The sequence below is a fragment of the Streptomyces sp. NPDC044044 genome, from assembly GCF_056434405.1.
In genome coordinates, this window is the sequence record NZ_JBWKFG010000007.1 from 173,001 (window position 1) to 189,086 (window position 16,086).

Sequence of the window (16,086 nt, forward strand, 5' to 3'; positions counted from 1 at the left end):
GGGGGTGAACAACCCCCGCGATGGGAGTGGTGGCGCCGGGACACCTCAGGACAGCGCGAGGGTCAGGGCCGTCGACGCGCGAGGATGATCCCTCCGAGCTTGCTCTCGGCCGAGGTGAGAGTCGTGTGCGTCTCGACGGCGAAGTCGGCTTCGTCGAGCCACTCGATCGTCTGGTCGTGCTGCCGTCGATGGACATGGACCTTCATCGGGTGGCCGCCATACCCCTCGGTCTTCAAGTGCGACTCGTCGCCGACGTGGAAGCCGAGCAGCAGCGGCCCACCGGGCCGAAGCACTCGGCGGAAGTGCGCGAGAACCGAGCTGATCTCGTCGTCAGGAACGTGGATCAGTGAGTACCAGGCGACCAGTCCGGAGACCGAGGCGTCGGCCAAGGCGAGCTCCGTCATGGATCCGAGATCGAACCGCACACCAGGGTGATCACGCCGGGCCACATCGAGCATTCCCGGCGACAGATCGATGCCGAACGCGTCCAGGTCCAGCTTCCGCAGGTGGCCGGTGATCCTGCCCGTCCCGCACCCCACGTCCGCGACCGGCCCACGTCCTTGGCCGCGTACCAAGTCGGCGAACAGACCATGCGAAGTTCGGACTGCGACTCCGGACTGCGAACTACGGACTGCGGGCTACGGACTCCCCCGACTAGAGCCCCTCCGCCCCGCCCGCCTGCCGCACCAGCGCGATGAGGACCTCCTTGCCGGACACCCGGGTCCGGGCGTCGCACAGCACCACGGGGATTCCGGGATCGAGGTCCAACGCTTGGGCGACCGCCTCGGTGCTGTGGTCGCGGGCGCCGTCGAAGCAGTTGACGGCGACGACGAAGGGCAGCCCTCGGCGCTCGAAGAAGTCCACCGCGGGGAAGCACTGTTCCAGGCGTCGGGTGTCCGCCAGGATCACGGCGCCCAGCGCGCCCTGCGCCAGTTCGTCCCACAGGAACCAGAAGCGGTCCTGTCCCGGTGCGCCGAAGAGGTACAGGGCGAGGTTCGAGTCGATGGTGATGCGGCCGAAGTCGAGGGCGACGGTGGTCGTGGTCTTCTGCCCGACGCCGTCCAGCCGGTCCACCGGACGGCCGGCCTCCGTGAGGACCTCCTCGGTGCTGAGCGGCCGGATCTCGCTGACCGCGCCGATCAGCGTCGTCTTGCCGACTCCGAACCCACCGGCCACAAGAATCTTCAGTGCCTGCAGGTGGTCAGAGCTCGCGGAGTCCATCGATCACTTTCCTGAGGAGGTCGGGTTCGGGTATCCGGGCGGGCGGAACGGGCGGCGTGACACGGATCAGGCCTGCCGCGAGGAGATCTGCGAGCAGGACGCGCACGACCCCCAGCGGGAGCCCGGACTCGGAGGCCACGTCCGCCACCGGCCGGGGCCGTTGCTCGCACAGCAGGTGCAGGGCGCGCTGTTCCGGTGAGAGAGGCGGCGGCGCGAGGTCAGGGACCGTGTGCACCACTGCCATCAGGTCGAAGGCGGCACTGCTGGGGCGGGCCCTGCCCTGCGTCATCGCATAGAGCCGGACCAGGGGTCCCGCGTCGTCGTCGTACCACTGCGGGGTGTCGCCGGTCATGTCTGGGACGGCGCCTCTTCAGGGTGGCGGGCAGGTGCCGACAGGTGTTCGCCGACCCGCTTGACCAAGCGGGCCATCTCGTAGGCGACCAGGCCCAGATCGGCGTCGGACGTGCAGAACACGGCCAGGCACGAGCCGTCTCCCGCGGCGACCACGAAGAGGAATCCGCCCTGGAGCTCGACCATCGTCTGGACCACGGGGCCCGCCTCGAAGTGCCGACCGGTTCCCTTGGCCAGGCTGTGGAAGCCGGATGCGATGGCGGCGAAACGCTCGCCGTCCTCCCGGCTGAGTCCGGAGGAGGCCCCGATCGCCAGGCCGTCGGCGGAGAGCACGACGGCATGGCGGACCTCCGGCACCCGCCCGGGCAGCTCGTCAAGGAGCCAGCTGAGTTCGCTGCTGCTGCGCTGGACGTCACCGGTCATGGTTGTTCGTCTCCTCGTTACGGATCTGCTGCTCCTGCGTCGGTACGGACGGCGTCCACGGTTCGGGGCGGCGCTGTTGCGGGTCATGTGGCCGTGGCACGTCTTGTGGACGTTCCAGGTCATACGTCTGTGGCGTACGGCCCGTCGGCGACGGGGGCGACTCGGCCGAGTGCCTGCCCCTGGCCCACCCGGAGCGGAGTGCGGCCATGGTGGCGCGGGCGTCCTCCGGTGACCTTTCCGTCGTGGGCGCGGGGTCGGCCTGCTGGGCCGATGGCTGCTGAAGCTCGGGGGTGAGGTGCGTCTGGCGTACGCGGCGCGGCAGCGCGTGGGCGGCCGGGGGCGGCCCGTCTGCCGCTGCTCCTGTCGGCAGGTCGCTCTGACCGGGTGCGCCCTGCCCGGGAACGGCAGGCACCGGTGCGGGTTGCCCGGGAGCGGTGGCCGGCCGCGGTTCGGGCGCGCCCGTTGCCGAGGCCGTGGTGACCGCATGGGTCCGCCGGGTGGTTCGGCGGGGCAGCGTGCCCTCCGCGTTGCCCGCCTGCTCAAGGGGCTCCGCCGTCACCAGCTCCTGCGGCAGCAGGACCACCGCCGTGATGCCGCCGAACACCGAGGGCCGCAGGGACACGGCGGCGCCGAGACGGCGTGCCAGTCGGTTGACCACGTACAGACCGAGCTGCTCGGTGTCCAGGAGGTCGATGCGCGCCGAGTCCCTGACGCGGGCGTTGGCATCGTCCAGGGTCTGTGCGCCCATGCCCAGGCCACGGTCCTCGATCTCGATGACGAAGCCGGTGCCGACCTGTTCTCCACGCACCTCGACCGTGGTGTGCGGGGGCGAGAACACGGCGGCGTTCTCGACGAGTTCGGCCAGGAGGTGGGTGAGGTCGGTGACCGCGCCACCGGGGATCCGGTGCCCCGGCATCTCCCGGACCGCCACCCGCCCGAAGTCCTCGACCTCGGCGACGGCCGCCCGTACGACATCCATCAGCGGCACCGGATGGCGCCATGCCCGCCCCGGTGAGGCCCCCGACAGGATGATCAGGCTCTCGGCGTGACGCCTCATCCTGGTGGTGAGGTGGTCGATGCGGAACAGGTCCTCCAGCTCGGCGGGATCCTGCGTGCGCCGCTCCATGGTGTCGAGCAGGGCGAGCTGGCGGTGCAGCAGCACCTGACTGCGGCGGGCCAGGCTCACGTAGACGTCCGAGACACGCCGCAGGGCCTCCGCGCGCAGTGCGGCCGACCGCAGGGCCGCGCGGTGCACGGCGACCAGGGCGGCGCCCACCTGGCCGACCTCGTCGGCGCCGTGCCTGCGGACGGACACCGGCGCCTCGATGTCGACCTGCTCCCCGTGGTGCAACTTGCGGATGGCGGCGGGGAGTTCGGTTCCGGCGAGGCGCAGGGCGTCGGTCCTCAGGTCGACGAGTTCGACCACCAGCGCCCGTCCGATGCCGACGGAGATCACCAGGGAGAGCAGTACTCCGGCGAAGCCGAGGAGGACGGCGATTCCTGCCGCGCCAAGGTTGTCGAAGGAGTACGGATCGAGGTCGGCCCCGCTCGTGGGATCCGTGCCGCCCGCACGCTGCAGGGCTCCGAGCGCGGCGCGGCTGTGTTCGTCCCAGCGGGTGGCGGAGACCGCGTCGGCCGCCGAGGACCCGGCGGTCGAGCCGATGACCGCGTCCTCGTCGGCCCGCAGGGCGCGTTCTGCGCCGCTCGACAGGACCGATCGCAGGGTGGCTTCGTCGGGTTGGCGCAACTCGCTCGCCCCCGCCGTCAGCAGCGCGCGGCGGGTGTGAGCGGCGCCGGTGAACTCGGCGTGCTGCGCCCGGGTCATGCCGCCGACGGTGTGGGCCGCCCCCAGGAGGGCGTCCTCACGGGTGAGCAGTTCACGGGCGCGAGCGGTGTCGAGCAGAAGCCGCGCCTGCGAGACGACTTCGGCGGGGCCGGATCCGGCGACCGCGCTCTGGACGGCGAGCCCGCGATCGACGACGGTGGCGTACGCGGACTGGGCGGCGCCGCCCACGGGCGAGCGCTCCCGCAGGGTCGGCAGGTTCTCGGCCGCGGTCAGCAACCGCTGGATCCTGGAGGGGAGCTCCGGGTGGAGCGTGACCATCTCCGAGGACGCGGAGGCGACTTCGTGCCGCAGCCGCTTCGATGCCGCATCCGTGTCCCGTGCCGCTTCGCGCAGTGCGGTGGCGCGCGTGGAGCGGCCCTGGGCGGGAACACGTGCGGCGGCGGATCGCTCGGCCTGCACGGCGCTCACCACGTCGTCGACCGGAGTGAGCAAGGTCGTGTTGACGTCCTTGAGGAGGGCCAGTTCCGAGACGCTTCGGGCGGTTCCTACGGCGGCGAAGGCCCAGAGCGCCATCAGGGAGACCACCGGGACCATGAGCAGGGACACGATCTTCGCCCGTACGGATTTTGGGCGCAGTCGGCCAAGTGCGCTGCGTGCGCGCATAGTTGCCTCGTTCAGTCAGCGGGTGAGCGTGGAGGGGGAACCGGGAAGGGGCAGGCACGTGCCCTCAGCCCTCACCGGGTGGGCAGTTCGATCTCCTCGACGGGTCGTGCCATGGCGGCGTCGGCCCGTTCGCGTGCCGTCGGCGAAAGCGCCACGAAGGCGGAAGTGAGGAAGAGGAAGGAACCGAGCACCACCGTGAGCGGGAAGATGAACTCCATCGCTGTCGCACCGGGGAGTACGGCTCCATCGCCGCTCACCGCGACCCGCACGGCGCTCATCCCCGTGTAGTGCATGCTGCTGACGGCCAGGCCCATCACCAGGGACGCGACCACGGCTCCGGTGATGCCGCGCACGCTCAGCGCGGCCCAGAGGGCGGCGGTGGCCGCCGCGACGGCGATCAGCACCGAGAACGCGACGCGGGTGGCGTCGTATCCGATGGTGCCGTCCAGGCGCAGGGCCGCCATGCCCAGATAGTGCATCGCCGCGACGCCGAACCCGGTGCCGAGACCGCCGAGCGTCAGCGCCCGGAAGCGGGCGTGCGCGTAGTGCCCGACGGTGAGCATGCCGGCGCTGACCACGACGACCGCGACCAGCAGACTCAGCAGGGTGAGCGGAATGTCGTAGCGGATCGGGGTTCCCGCGACGCGGAAGCCGAGCATGGCGACGAAGTGCATCGTCCAGATGCCCGAGGCGATCGCGACGGACGCAGTCAGGAGCCAGTTGCGCCGCGCACGGCCTTCCAGGTCCAACGCCCGTACGGTGCAACGCAGTCCGAGGGCCGCGCCGATGCTGGCCATCGCAAAGGCGAGGAGGGGAGATACCCACCCTCCGCCGAAATGCTGCAGATGAGCCACAGGAATTCCCTTCGTGATCTTCAATGCGCAGCGACGGACGCTAGCACGATCAACTGCATTGAAATCCCGGACGAATTCATGGCTGTCCGATGCATCTTCACGGAAAGTGGGGTTACCCGCGCGTCGGGTCATCCAGCCCATCACGGCAGCGGCGTGACCGAAGGGCGGCCGATCGGCGCCGGACCCCCTGGACGCCTGAGGAACAGCGCTTTTCCGGGACGGGCGCGCGGCGCGGACCTCCGCCCGGCGCACGGAAGCACGGACCGGCCCCGGACCTGCCCCTGGACATCAGGGCGACGGCCACGAATGACGCAGGTCACTGAGGTGTGGTCCGCATAAAGCGGACGCACCTGCAGCGCCGACGCAAAACGCCCTCGGATCGAAATTCCTGACTTTCGGCGGGTATCCCCATGACTTTCGGCATGCTTTCGGGCCCGGGAAAACAGCGAAGCTCGAAATATGGACGAACGGAAGTCCCGCACCACGCCGCGGTACCTCGAAATAGCCGCCCGAATCACGAACCTGATCACCGAGGCGCAGGGACCCGCCGACATCAGGCTCCCCTCAGAACGGGAACTCAGCGAGATGTACGGCGTCCATCGCGACACCGTGCGGCGCGCCCTGCGCAGGCTGCGGGAGCAGCGGCGCATCTACACGGGAAAGCGCGGCACGTTCGCCTACTCTCTGCGCGCCGCCCCCGAAAGCGGCGCCGGGCAGAAGCCCGATGTGGCCACGACGGCCCGGCTCACCTACGAGCGGGTCCCGCCGGACGTCGCCAAGGTGCTCTCACTCGGCGAAGGCCTGCAGACCTTGGTACTGCGCCATCGCGCCTACCGCGGCACGTCCGCGCTGGTCCGCACCTCGACGTCGTACTTCTCGTCGGCGCTGTTGACCTCCGTGCCGCAGCTGAGGGACCGCGCGCGGCCCGGCCGCCCACCGGAGCCGACCACGCTGCGCGACGTCCACGCCTGGCTGCTCGACGCCCAGGTGCGTCCCGCCCGCCCTACAGCCGTCCGGCCCTCGGCACAGGAGTCCCGTGCCGAGGTTCCGGACCAGGACGGCGACTGGTCGTGGCAGCGCACCCTGGTGCACGACCAGCACGGCCGGCTGATGGCGGTCACTGATCTGGGGCGCCGGCGTGAGCAGTGACCGCTTGGTGCCTACTTGGTGGTGTGCGTGGGGTAGACCTCGACGTCGGTGTAGGCGCCCTTGATGTCGCCCGCGCTCGCCGGCCACTCCAGGTCCACGGTGTGGGTCTCGTTCGGGGGCGTGACCTGGATGTGGGTCGGGGACGCGAGGCTTTCGCCGCTGTTGTCGATGTCGTAGGCGAGGTTGAAGACGGCGGCGTCGCCGGGCTTCAGGGTGGTGATGCGCGGCTGGGCCTGGCCGCGCTCGATGGGGTTCGAGGTGTTGTCGGCGTCCTTGATGTCGACGCCCGCGAAGCCCGTCGCCGAGCAGGTGGCCGAACCCCGGTTGATCATGGTGATGTCGATCCTGCCGGAGGTCTCGTCGGGCGCGGCGTCCCTGGCGTCGATGGCCAGGTCCTCCGTCTTGCAGAACGTGACCTTGCCGCCGGTCTTCGTCGCGTCGCTCGCGGCGCCGGCCTTGGTGTCCTCACCGGAGCCGGACTTCGCGTCACCGGCCTCCGAGCCGGCCTCCGACTCCGAGCCGCCGTCCGAGGCCTTCGATCCACCGTCCGAGGAGGAAGAAGACGAGGACGAGGAGCCCTTGGAGGACGAGTCCTTCCCCGAGTCGTCGCCGCCGCAGGCGGTGAGCGAAAGGGTGGCGGCGACGCCGACGGCGGCGAGAGCGGCGATGCGGGTGCGGGTGTGCTTCACGGTGTTCCCCAGAGGTAGCGCGGTGCGTGCGGTCTGAAGTATTTGTATCGCGCACCGAGTTACAGCCAGTCTTCTGCCACGTCTTCGTTCTGTCACAGGCGCACGGCCCTGAGCAGGCAGGCGCACTGCCCTGATCAGGGTTCACATGGCGGGTTCTCAGTCGGTGGGCGGGGGCGGCGGCGTCGGTGCGCCGGACGGGACCGGGATCTTGGCATAGGTGCGCCCAGCCGCGGGAGATGACGTCCCGTCATCGTCTCCGCCGGTGCGGGCCTGTGCCGGCAGGAACACGTCGCGGGCCGCGCCCGGGTCCCAGCCCGCGTCCACCACCTTCTTCTGCCAGGTGACGGCCGCGATCAGGATGAACGCGCCGAGCAGCAGGATGAGGATGATTCCGCCCACCGATCCTGCCTTCGCCGCGTTGCCCATCAGCAGGCCGAACCAGCCGAAGTCCGAGTCGCCGAACGTGGTGTTGGCCGAGCCGAAGGACCCGAGGACGCCGAGCAGGAGCGCGGGCAGGAACGTGATGAGCACGCCGTTGAGGAAGGATCCGAGCGCGGCTCCGCGACGCCCACCGGTGGCGTTGCCGAAGACTCCCGCGGCGCCTCCGGTGAAGAAGTGCGGGACCAGACCGGGCAGGACCAGGGCGGTGCCGAACGCCGGGTTGAACACCCCGGCGAGCAGGCCGAGGCTGACCAGGCCGCCTGCGAACGAGCAGATGAAGCCGACAAGGACCGCGTTCTGCGCGTACGGGAAGACGATCGGCGCGTCCAGGGCCGGAATGGCGCCGGGGACGACCTTCTTGGCGATGCCCTGGAACGCGGGGACGAGTTCGCCCAGGATCGTCCGGACGCCGAACAGGATCACCGCGACCGCGATACCGAACTGCAGGCCCTGACTGAGGGAGGACATCAGATAGTTGCCGACCCCGGTCGCCCCCGTACCGCCGAAGGCCTTGAACGCCTCTTCCTTGCCCACCTTGGCCAGGAAGACGAGAGCCATCACCACATAGATCAGGCCCATGGACAGGGCGGTGGCCACCATGGAGTCACGCAGGAACCGCAGCCCCTCGGGGAGTCTCATCTCCTCCGTGGAGCGGCTCTTCTTGCCGACGGCCTGGCCGGTCACCGCGGCGACGATGTAGCCGGCCGTGCCGAAGTGACCTACGGCGACGGTGTTGTTGCCGGTGACGCGCTTCGTCCAGGGGTGGGCGAAGGCCGGCATGGCCACCAGCAGGATGCCGAGCAGAACACCGCCGACGACCACCACGACCCACGAAGTGACTCCCGCCGTGGCGAGCACCATGGTCAGCATGGTCGCCATGAACAGCATGTGGTGCCCCGTCAGGAACACGTACGACAACGGCGTGAAGCGGGCCAGCAGTAGGCTCACGAAGAAGCCGAGGATCATCAGCCACGCGACGCGCGAACCGTACTCGGCCTGCGCGATGCCGACGATGGCCTCATTGGTGGGGATGACGCCGTGTGATCCGGTCGCGCCGGTGATCATTTTGCCCAAGGGGGCGAGCGCCGCGCTCACCAGCGACGCACCCGCTCCGATCAGCAGGAAGCCGAGCGTCGCCTTGATGGCACCGCCGACGATCTGTCCGACCGACTTCTTGAGGGCGATGAGGCCCACGGCCGTGATGATGCCGATGAGGTAGGCAGGGACACTGAGGATTTCATTGACGACAAACTTGGCTATGTCGACGAGTACGTTCATGAGTGCTTCCAGGGACAGTCGGCGGGCGTCGGTCAGATGTCGTAGAGATCGCGCAGTATCGCGTCGACCTCTCTCGCACTCGTGAAGTCCTCGACGACGCGCACCGGGACGCCCAGGTCGCCGAGCGTCCTGGCTATCTCCCGCGAGGTGAGGATGGCAACGGCCTCGGAGGCCTTGCCCTTGGCGGAGATGGTGTCGGTGGCCTCCGTCGTCACGTGACGCGACCACTTCCACCGATCGAGCACGTTGTCGAGAGTGGACTTCAGGAACAGGCTGGTGCCCACGCCGTTGCCGCACACGGTGAGGATCTTCTGCGCTCCCGCGGCCCCCCGGACTCCACTCGGGGCCGGCTGTTCCTGCCCCTCGGCCTTCAAGAGGATCTGCCGCACCGACTCGGGGGAAGCCGCCTGGTCGAGGGCCTGGACCGTCTCCGGGTCGGCCAACAGCCGTGCGAGGGCGCCCATCGCCTCGGTGTGCGCCGTCGCGTCAGTGGCGGCGAGCGCGACCACCAGGCCGACGGGGTCGTTGCTCTCGTGGTGGAAGGGCACCGGCCCGGCAAGGCGCACCCACGACATGCCGGTGCGCTGCACGGCAGGTGACGGGCGGGCATGTGCGAACGCGAAACCCGGCGCGACGACGATGTACGGTCCGTTCTCCTCGACCGTACGAAGCATCTCCTGGGTGTACGCATCGGTACTGACGCCGTTCGCGATCAACAGGTCACCGGCCGCCCGTATCGCCCCCTGCCAGTCGGGAGCCGAGACGTCGAGCCGGATCGCCTCTACGGGAAGGAATTCGCTGAGCTGCACCATGACGACAAACCTAGATCACGCAGGTGGGTCGTCGCGATTGCGAAGGTAACCGCGATACGGGACAAAAGACCTGAGTCGTGCGGACCGAAGGAGCCCCGTCGGATCTCACGAGCCGCAGCACACTGGAACATTGAAGGTCTTGCACCTGTACCCGCACCTGCACTCGTCACGAGGGGGAATTCGTCCGTGAAGGTCGGCCCGGCACGTTCCGCAGCAGTCCAGTGGGTCGCCCGGCACGCCGCAGCCGATGCCGGCTATCGGGGCGCGTACTTCAGCGGTTCGACCGTCGGGCTGCCGGACGACGCCGAGTTACCGTCCTCCTCCGACGTGGACATCGTCGTCGTCACGGCCGCCGACAAGCCGCCGGCCAAGTTGGGGAAACTCCGCTACGAGGGCGCTCTCCTGGAGGTCAGTCACCTCCCCTGGGCCGAGCTCGCCTCCGCCGATGACGTTCTCGCGTCGTACCACCTGGCAGGCAGCTTCCGTACCGACACGGTCATCGATGACCCCACCGGCCATCTGCACAGGCTCCACACACACGTCTCGCCCCGTTTCGCCGCCAAGCCCTGGGTCCGGCGCCGATGCCACGATGCCCGCCGTCGGATCGAGACCCGTCTCGCGGCGATCGACACCTCGGCACCGTTCCACGAGCAGGTGACCGCCTGGCTGTTCTCCACGGGCGTGACCTGCCACGTGCTGCTCGCCGCAGCTCTGCGCAACCCCACCGTCCGCCTGCGCTACCCGGCCGCGCGCACGGTTCTCGCCGAGTACGGCCACCGCAGCCTGTACCCCGAACTCCTGCGGCTCCTCGGCTGCTCGCACCTGTCCGCGCGGCACGTCCAGCACCATCTGTGGGAACTCGCCGTGACGTTCGACGCCACCGCTCAGGTGGCGAGGACCCCGTTCTTCTTCAGCAGCGACATCACCCCCACCGCACGGCCGGTCGCCATCGACGGAAGCCAGGCCCTCATCGATGCCGGTGACTGCCGCGAGGCGGTCTTCTGGATCATCGCGACCTTCGCCCGCTGCCACACCATCCTGGCGGTTGACGCTCCCGAACTGCACGAGTCCCGCACTCCGGCCTTCCGGGGAGCCGTCGCCGACCTGGGCATCAGCTCCAGCCGTGACCTCCTCCACCGGGCCGAAGAAGTCACCCGTTTCCTGCCCAGGCTCTGGCAGACCAGCGAGGCCATCCTGGCCGGCAATCCCGAGATCACCAGATGCGGCGAGCCGCATCAGCCAACCAGCAGCACGAGCTTCCCGCGCACGTGACCGGCCTCGCCGAGCGCCACGTCGACGCCATCGGGCGCGCGTGCGCGAACCCGGCCGACGAGGCCCGCACCGAGTGAGTCCCACCGCACCCGGTGCGAGCCGGGCTTGGCATCGTCGGCGGGCTTGATCTCGTCGGCAGGCTTGGGCGCGGCGTCCGGAGTGGTGTCCGGGGCAGGCGTCTGGTCGTTGTCCGGCACCGGGTCCTGGGTGGGCTCCGGGTCAGGGTCCGGGGTGGGCGTCGGGTCCGGCGCGGGGGTGGGGTCTTCCTTGACCTGGTCGACCCAGGAGCTGAACCGGCCGTCGGGCGACAAGGTGATGTGCACGCCGCTGTCTTCACCGGCGGCCGAGCGGCCGTTCGCGTCGAGGGTGCCCAGGTTGGCGCCCCGGCCGAAGATGTCGGCCTGGAAGGGGTTCGTCGACAGCTTGTAGACCTTCGCCGAGCCCTTCCCGTCGGCCAGGGCGTAGGTGGACACCAGGACGCACTTGCTCGGCTTCGGCTAGGGGATGATGCTGGTGCGCAGAACGCGGAGAGTCATACGCATGGGAAAGAGGGCCCCTCTGGGTCTCGATTTGTCGTGGAGTGGCCGCCCCATTGCGGCGACATCTACGAAGTCACGCACCTCACTTCAAGCCAACACATGAGGGATGTGTTAGCCGAAGGTATGTACGACGCAGAATCCTCACGGAAGCCGCCACCTCAGCAAAAGATCTCTCGCAGCCTACCCGATACGCGCATGCTCCCGCCGCCTCGTCCGCCTGTCCCGGACTGATGCCGAACCGTTCGGTCAACCGCCGGACGAGGGCCCGGCTGGAAAGCCCTACGCGTTCGGCGACGCCACACCCTTGATCTCGTTCGCGCTCATCCGCTTCTGTCAGCCTCGACCACGGATCATCGACAACAGCAGCCCATGAGTCTCGGCGTCCGCGGCCACCACGATCCCACGGCCCGCCCGCCCGACCGGCGCGCCGTCGACTCCGGTGACGACACAGCCGGCGGCCTGGCACAGGGCGATGCCTGCGGCGAAGTGCACGCTCTCGGCCAGGTCACCGCCGTCGGTGACGTATGCGGCGCGCTTGCCTGCCGCGACCCACGCCAGGGCCAGCGTCGTGGACACGACCCGCGGCCGGAACCGTGCGACGAACCCGGGGTGAGCGAGCAGGTCCACAGCCCGGAACCCGGGCGCGCTCGGAAAGGGCGGGTCCAGGTTCACGTCCACCAACTGCGTGGCAGCCGTCGGCGCCAGCCGCGTGTCGCTCCCGTCGCGCCGAACCCAGGCGGTCGTGCCGTCGGTGAAGAAGACCTCGCCGCTGAACGGATCGGCCACTGCGGCCGGACCGTTGCGCAGGGCCACGTTCACGGCGACCAGCATGTTGCCGACGGCGTAGTTGAGCGTGCCGCACAGAGGGTCGACGAACCACTGGCGCTCCGCGTCGGCCGCACCCTGCCGTCCTCCCTCCTCGCCGTGCACCGCATCGTCGGGCCGCGCAGCACGGATGACGCCGAGGATCGCCTCTTCAGCTGCCACGTCGGCATCGGTGGCGAAGTCCCCTTCGCCCTTGTCGATACGGGTGAGCCGCTGCCCGTACCTGGCGTGCACGGCCTCCGCGCCGGCACGCGCCGCAGCTATCGCCACATCGGCATCGTCAAGACTCGCAATGGAGTTGATCACGGCATGCAGAGTATCGGGGCGATGTGCTCGCGCCGCTCCCCCACCCTCAGTACTCGGCGCATCCCGGCCTACGACACACCCGTGTCAGGACGTTGAGGGCAACTCGCTGCGACATGAGTCCAGTTGACGCGTCGGCTACCGCTGCCGGGCGGCAGGTCCGGTGGCTCTGGCGCCCCCACCGGGGTGCCGGTGCGGCTGACAGGTACACATAAGATCGTCCCGCGCCTTCGGGCGCGAGCACAGGCACACCAGAACTGGAGCAACCCTTTGAACAAGCGTCTCATCGTTCCTGCGGTCGTCGCGGCTCTGTCGCTGGCCGGGTTCGTACCGGCGGCCTCCGCCGCCACGACCGCGCAGAGCGGCACCGCGGCCACCACGGCCGCGGCGAAGTGCAAGAGCCTCAAGTCGCTCAGCACCCTGAACATACGCAAGTCGGCGACCACCAAGTCGACCATCCTCGGCACGTGGCCCAAGGGCGCCAAGGGCTGCGACATCTCGGGCACCACCGGCGGCTCGTACACGAACGCGTGCGGGATCGACAAGTACAACGGCTGGCGCAAGATCAACTACAAGGGCACCGTGGGCTACGTTCCCAACGTCTGCGTCGTCTACGTGTAGTTGCCCCTGCGGGAACAAGTCTTCCCATGGGTCCGCTGGCGGCGCCGAGCGCTGTCAGCGGACTCCGGGCGCCCCGGCATCGGTCCCGGACCTCGGGGAGTTGCCCGAAATCGGCTGCCTCCCGCCATGCAAGCAGGACGGTGAAGTTGCCGGGGTAGTGTGCTGCGCGGCCGGATACCGCGGCTGCTTGGATCCGCGTCGACAGGCGCGCACGGGGGCGGGAGTTCGTGGGTGACGGGGATGATTGTGTTCGGCTTCGCGCTGGCTGCCGTACTGGTAGGCATGGCGTGCATCACGAAGGCCCGCGTGCGCGCGGTGCGGCATGCCCTGAATCCGTCGGCGCCCGAACTCCCCGATGCCGCTTTCGCCGTCGGCCGCGTCGTGCTCCTCAGCATGGCGGGGGTGGGAGTGTTCACCACCGTCCAGTTGATGGGCACCTCGGACCGCGTCGAGTGGAGCGATGACGAACTGACCTCCGCGGCAGGCCAGGCCGTGACGGCCTTGGACGGCAGTTCCCGCTTCGGTGACATCTTCGGTGACGACAGCGGATTCGACGACGAGTACGCGACGATGATCGAGGACGAGGTCGTCGAGCACGGCGGCGGTGACGCCCCGCAGCACGGGGTGGATGCCGCCCCGGCAGCCGCCAATGAGGCGTCCGACGCCCTCTATACCGTCACTGCTTCCGGGGCGAAGGCGACCGTGTGCGTGCACGTTGAGCGCACCAGGTCGAAAGGCGACGACTACGAACCCCCCGGTGTGGCAGGCGGCCAGGGGACGGTGACCGTTCCGAGCTACAAGTTCGCGGTGAGCAGTCGCACGAGTCGCACGGGAGACTGCTGAACATGAACGACGACGTGCGCAACATCCTTCTGGGCATTGCGGCTTCAGGGATCAGCGCCGGCCTCGGTTGGTTCACCCGCACCTACCTGTGGCGCCGGGCCCTCGTGCGCAAGCAGCGTTTCTTCGGACTCGCTCCCGACTCCGAGTGCCTGCTGGTCGTCAACGGAAAGGCCGGGGACGCCCGTTGGGCCGTCGCCCGGCATGACGTGTTCGCGCTCCTCGAACTGTCCATGCTCATCAAGGAGTGCAAGGCGAATGTGCAGATCGTCGCGCATGACATGGCGCGGCGGGGCTTGGGCGAGACGACCGAGTTCTGTATAGGTGGCCCCGTGTCGAACAGCCGGATGGCGGCACACCTGCGGAACCTGTTGCCGGGCTTCACGATGAACACGGTTGCCTCGTCGGGGCCGGACTGCGGAGCCTTCGACATCGGCGGTGATGTCTACCGCATGGACCGGGGCAGGACCGAACACGTGCTCCTGGCACGGTTGGTGGATCGCACCGAGGGGCAGGAATCCCGGCCGATCTTTCTCATCTGCGGCCAGCACTCCAACGCCAACCACGCCGCCGCACGCTATCTCTCGCGCCACCACGCGCGGCTGGCGAGCACCTACAAGGGTGCGTCCTTCTGCCAACTCCTCCGGGTCGTCGACTCGCAGGCCTACGGGCCGGAGGTCGTCGAGCTGGTGGGTGATGTCACCCAGGCCACCACCACTCCCCCCGTGCCCGCCTAGCCACGCCATCCCTCCGCGTGGCCGCCCGCGAGTTCGGCTCACCAGTCGTGGACGGTTCCGTCCTGCAAGCGGTTGACCGGCAGATACGCCGCTTCGTAGGGGTGGGCCGCCGCCAGGTCCTCGTCCAGTTCCACGCCGATGCCCGGGGCCTCCCCCGGGTGCAGGTGGCCGTCCGTGAACGTGTAGGCGTGCCGGAACACCTCGTTGGTGAGCGGCGTGTGGCCCGAGTACTCCTGGATTCCGAAGTTGTGCACCGCGAGGTCCAGGTGCAGGGCCGCGGCCATGCCCACCGGGGAGATGTCCTCGGGGCCGTGCACCGCACTCTTGATCTGGTACTGCGCGGCGAAATCGAAGAGCTTGCGCAGCGGGGTCACGCCTCCGAAGTGGGTCACCGCGGAGCGTACGTAGTCGATCAACTGCTCGGTGATCAGGGCCTGGTAGTCGTGCACGGTGTTGAAGACCTCACCGATGGCCAGCGGTGTCGAGGTGCGGCTCCGGACCAGACGCAGTGCCTCCTGGTTCTCGGCCGGGGTGCAGTCCTCAAGCCAGAACGGCCGGTACGGTTCCAGGTCCTTGCCGAGCCGGGCGGCCTGGATCGGGGTGAGGCGGTGGTGCGCGTCGTGGAGGAGCGGGAGCTGGGCGCCGAACTCCGCGCGGACCGCCTCGAAGACCGTGGGTGTGTGGCGCAGGTAGGCGTCGGTGTCCCAGTCCTCCACGAGAGGGCGGGCCTGCTGGTGCAGGACGGGCGAGCCGTCGTCCTCGGTGCTGTGCACGCCGTACACGGCCTTCAAGCCGGGGATGCCCGACTGGATGCGCACCGCGGGGTAGCCCTCGGCGAGCCGGGCCCGTACCGAGTCCAGGAGTTCGGGGATGTCACGGCCGTTCGCGTGCCCGTAGGTACGGATGCGTTCACGGCTGGCGCCGCCGAGGAGTTGGTAGAGCGGGAGGCCCGCCGCCTTGGCCTTGATGTCCCACAGGGCGACGTCGACGGCGGCGATCGCCGCCATGGTGACGGGGCCGCGCCGCCAGTAGGCGCCTCGGTACAGGTACTGCCAGGTGTCCTCGATGCGGTGCGGGTCACGGCCGGTGAGCAGGGGTACGACGTGGTCGGTGAGGTAGCTGACGACGGCGAGTTCCCGGCCGTTGAGGGTGGCGTCGCCAAGGCCGGTGAGGCCGTCGTCAGTCGTCAGCTTCAGGGTGACGAAGTTGCGGCCGGGGCTGGTGACGACGACCTTCGCGTCGACGATCTTCATGCGGGTGCTCTTTCCGGTGCGGTGCGATG

At 69.3% G+C, this 16,086-nt stretch carries 17 protein-coding genes; 5 read left to right on the forward strand and 12 right to left on the reverse strand.

Annotated features, from left to right (window positions below; genetic code table 11):
• Positions 1-62: 62 nt before the first annotated feature.
• The 6 genes from AC07AG_RS26330 to AC07AG_RS26355 all read right to left on the reverse strand — a co-directional run bounded on the left by AC07AG_RS26330 (position 63) and on the right by AC07AG_RS26355 (position 5,298).
• Positions 63-575: a class I SAM-dependent methyltransferase gene (locus tag AC07AG_RS26330; protein ID WP_478758190.1), complete on the reverse strand. Its 513-nt coding sequence runs from the start codon at positions 573-575 to the stop codon at positions 63-65.
• 79 nt (positions 576-654) lie between these two features.
• A complete protein-coding gene (locus AC07AG_RS26335; RefSeq protein ID WP_478758192.1) occupies positions 655-1,221 on the reverse strand; it encodes a GTP-binding protein in 567 nt (188 codons plus the stop codon).
• Complete coding sequence (locus AC07AG_RS26340) at positions 1,202-1,573, reverse strand: DUF742 domain-containing protein (protein ID WP_478758194.1); 372 nt, start codon at positions 1,571-1,573, stop codon at positions 1,202-1,204. The genes AC07AG_RS26335 and AC07AG_RS26340 overlap by 20 nt, the downstream gene beginning before the upstream one ends.
• Positions 1,570-1,995: a roadblock/LC7 domain-containing protein gene (locus AC07AG_RS26345; protein ID WP_478758196.1), complete on the reverse strand. Its 426-nt coding sequence runs from the start codon at positions 1,993-1,995 to the stop codon at positions 1,570-1,572. The genes AC07AG_RS26340 and AC07AG_RS26345 overlap by 4 nt, the downstream gene beginning before the upstream one ends.
• Positions 1,985-4,444 (reverse strand): sensor histidine kinase, encoded by a 2,460-nt coding sequence (locus tag AC07AG_RS26350; RefSeq protein WP_478758198.1) that lies wholly within the window; start codon positions 4,442-4,444, stop codon positions 1,985-1,987. The genes AC07AG_RS26345 and AC07AG_RS26350 overlap by 11 nt, the downstream gene beginning before the upstream one ends.
• Before the next feature lie 71 nt (positions 4,445-4,515).
• Complete coding sequence (locus tag AC07AG_RS26355) at positions 4,516-5,298, reverse strand: MHYT domain-containing protein (protein ID WP_478758200.1); 783 nt, start codon at positions 5,296-5,298, stop codon at positions 4,516-4,518.
• Between the two features lie 459 nt (positions 5,299-5,757).
• Between AC07AG_RS26355 and AC07AG_RS26360 the strand changes: the two genes are divergently transcribed.
• A complete protein-coding gene (locus AC07AG_RS26360) occupies positions 5,758-6,447 on the forward strand; it encodes a GntR family transcriptional regulator (RefSeq protein WP_478758202.1) in 690 nt (229 codons plus the stop codon).
• Between the two features lie 11 nt (positions 6,448-6,458).
• On the opposite strand, the gene AC07AG_RS26365 is transcribed toward AC07AG_RS26360, so the two are convergent.
• The 3 genes from AC07AG_RS26365 to AC07AG_RS26375 all read right to left on the reverse strand — a co-directional run bounded on the left by AC07AG_RS26365 (position 6,459) and on the right by AC07AG_RS26375 (position 9,667).
• On the reverse strand, positions 6,459-7,136 hold the full coding sequence (locus AC07AG_RS26365; protein WP_478758204.1) for a DUF4232 domain-containing protein: 678 nt from the start codon (positions 7,134-7,136) through the stop codon (positions 6,459-6,461).
• Positions 7,137-7,292: 156 nt separating this feature from the next.
• Entirely contained in the window at positions 7,293-8,855 is a 1,563-nt protein-coding gene (locus AC07AG_RS26370) for a PTS ascorbate transporter subunit IIC (RefSeq protein WP_478758206.1), read from the reverse strand.
• Between the two features lie 32 nt (positions 8,856-8,887).
• The gene (locus AC07AG_RS26375) at positions 8,888-9,667 is read right to left on the reverse strand and encodes a PTS sugar transporter subunit IIAB (RefSeq protein ID WP_478758208.1); all 780 of its coding nucleotides are present in this window, start codon (positions 9,665-9,667) and stop codon (positions 8,888-8,890) included.
• 186 nt (positions 9,668-9,853) lie between these two features.
• On the opposite strand from AC07AG_RS26375, the gene AC07AG_RS26380 reads away from it, so the two are divergent.
• Positions 9,854-10,939 carry a hypothetical protein gene (locus tag AC07AG_RS26380; RefSeq protein ID WP_478758210.1) on the forward strand — a complete coding sequence of 362 codons (1,086 nt, stop codon included), beginning with the start codon at positions 9,854-9,856 and terminating at the stop codon, positions 10,937-10,939.
• Here AC07AG_RS26380 and AC07AG_RS26385 read toward each other — a convergent pair.
• Together AC07AG_RS26385 and AC07AG_RS26390 are read right to left on the reverse strand one after the other, a co-directional pair.
• Entirely contained in the window at positions 10,903-11,412 is a 510-nt protein-coding gene (locus AC07AG_RS26385) for a hypothetical protein (RefSeq protein WP_478758212.1), read from the reverse strand. The genes AC07AG_RS26380 and AC07AG_RS26385 overlap by 37 nt on opposite strands.
• Before the next feature lie 399 nt (positions 11,413-11,811).
• Positions 11,812-12,609 (reverse strand): inositol monophosphatase family protein, encoded by a 798-nt coding sequence (locus AC07AG_RS26390; RefSeq protein ID WP_478758214.1) that lies wholly within the window; start codon positions 12,607-12,609, stop codon positions 11,812-11,814.
• Between the two features lie 267 nt (positions 12,610-12,876).
• Here AC07AG_RS26390 and AC07AG_RS26395 point away from each other — a divergent pair, with 267 nt between their 5' ends.
• The 3 genes from AC07AG_RS26395 to AC07AG_RS26405 all read left to right on the forward strand — a co-directional run bounded on the left by AC07AG_RS26395 (position 12,877) and on the right by AC07AG_RS26405 (position 14,804).
• Positions 12,877-13,227: an SH3 domain-containing protein gene (locus tag AC07AG_RS26395; RefSeq protein ID WP_478758216.1), complete on the forward strand. Its 351-nt coding sequence runs from the start codon at positions 12,877-12,879 to the stop codon at positions 13,225-13,227.
• Positions 13,228-13,467: 240 nt separating this feature from the next.
• On the forward strand, positions 13,468-14,070 hold the full coding sequence (locus AC07AG_RS26400; RefSeq protein ID WP_478758770.1) for a hypothetical protein: 603 nt from the start codon (positions 13,468-13,470) through the stop codon (positions 14,068-14,070).
• Between the two features lie 2 nt (positions 14,071-14,072).
• A complete protein-coding gene (locus AC07AG_RS26405; RefSeq protein WP_478758218.1) occupies positions 14,073-14,804 on the forward strand; it encodes a hypothetical protein in 732 nt (243 codons plus the stop codon).
• Between the two features lie 38 nt (positions 14,805-14,842).
• Here the strand turns inward: AC07AG_RS26405 and manD are convergent, their stop codons facing one another.
• Complete coding sequence (gene manD, locus AC07AG_RS26410; protein ID WP_478758220.1) at positions 14,843-16,057, reverse strand: D-mannonate dehydratase ManD; 1,215 nt, start codon at positions 16,055-16,057, stop codon at positions 14,843-14,845.
• Between the last annotated feature and the right edge of the window lie 29 nt (positions 16,058-16,086).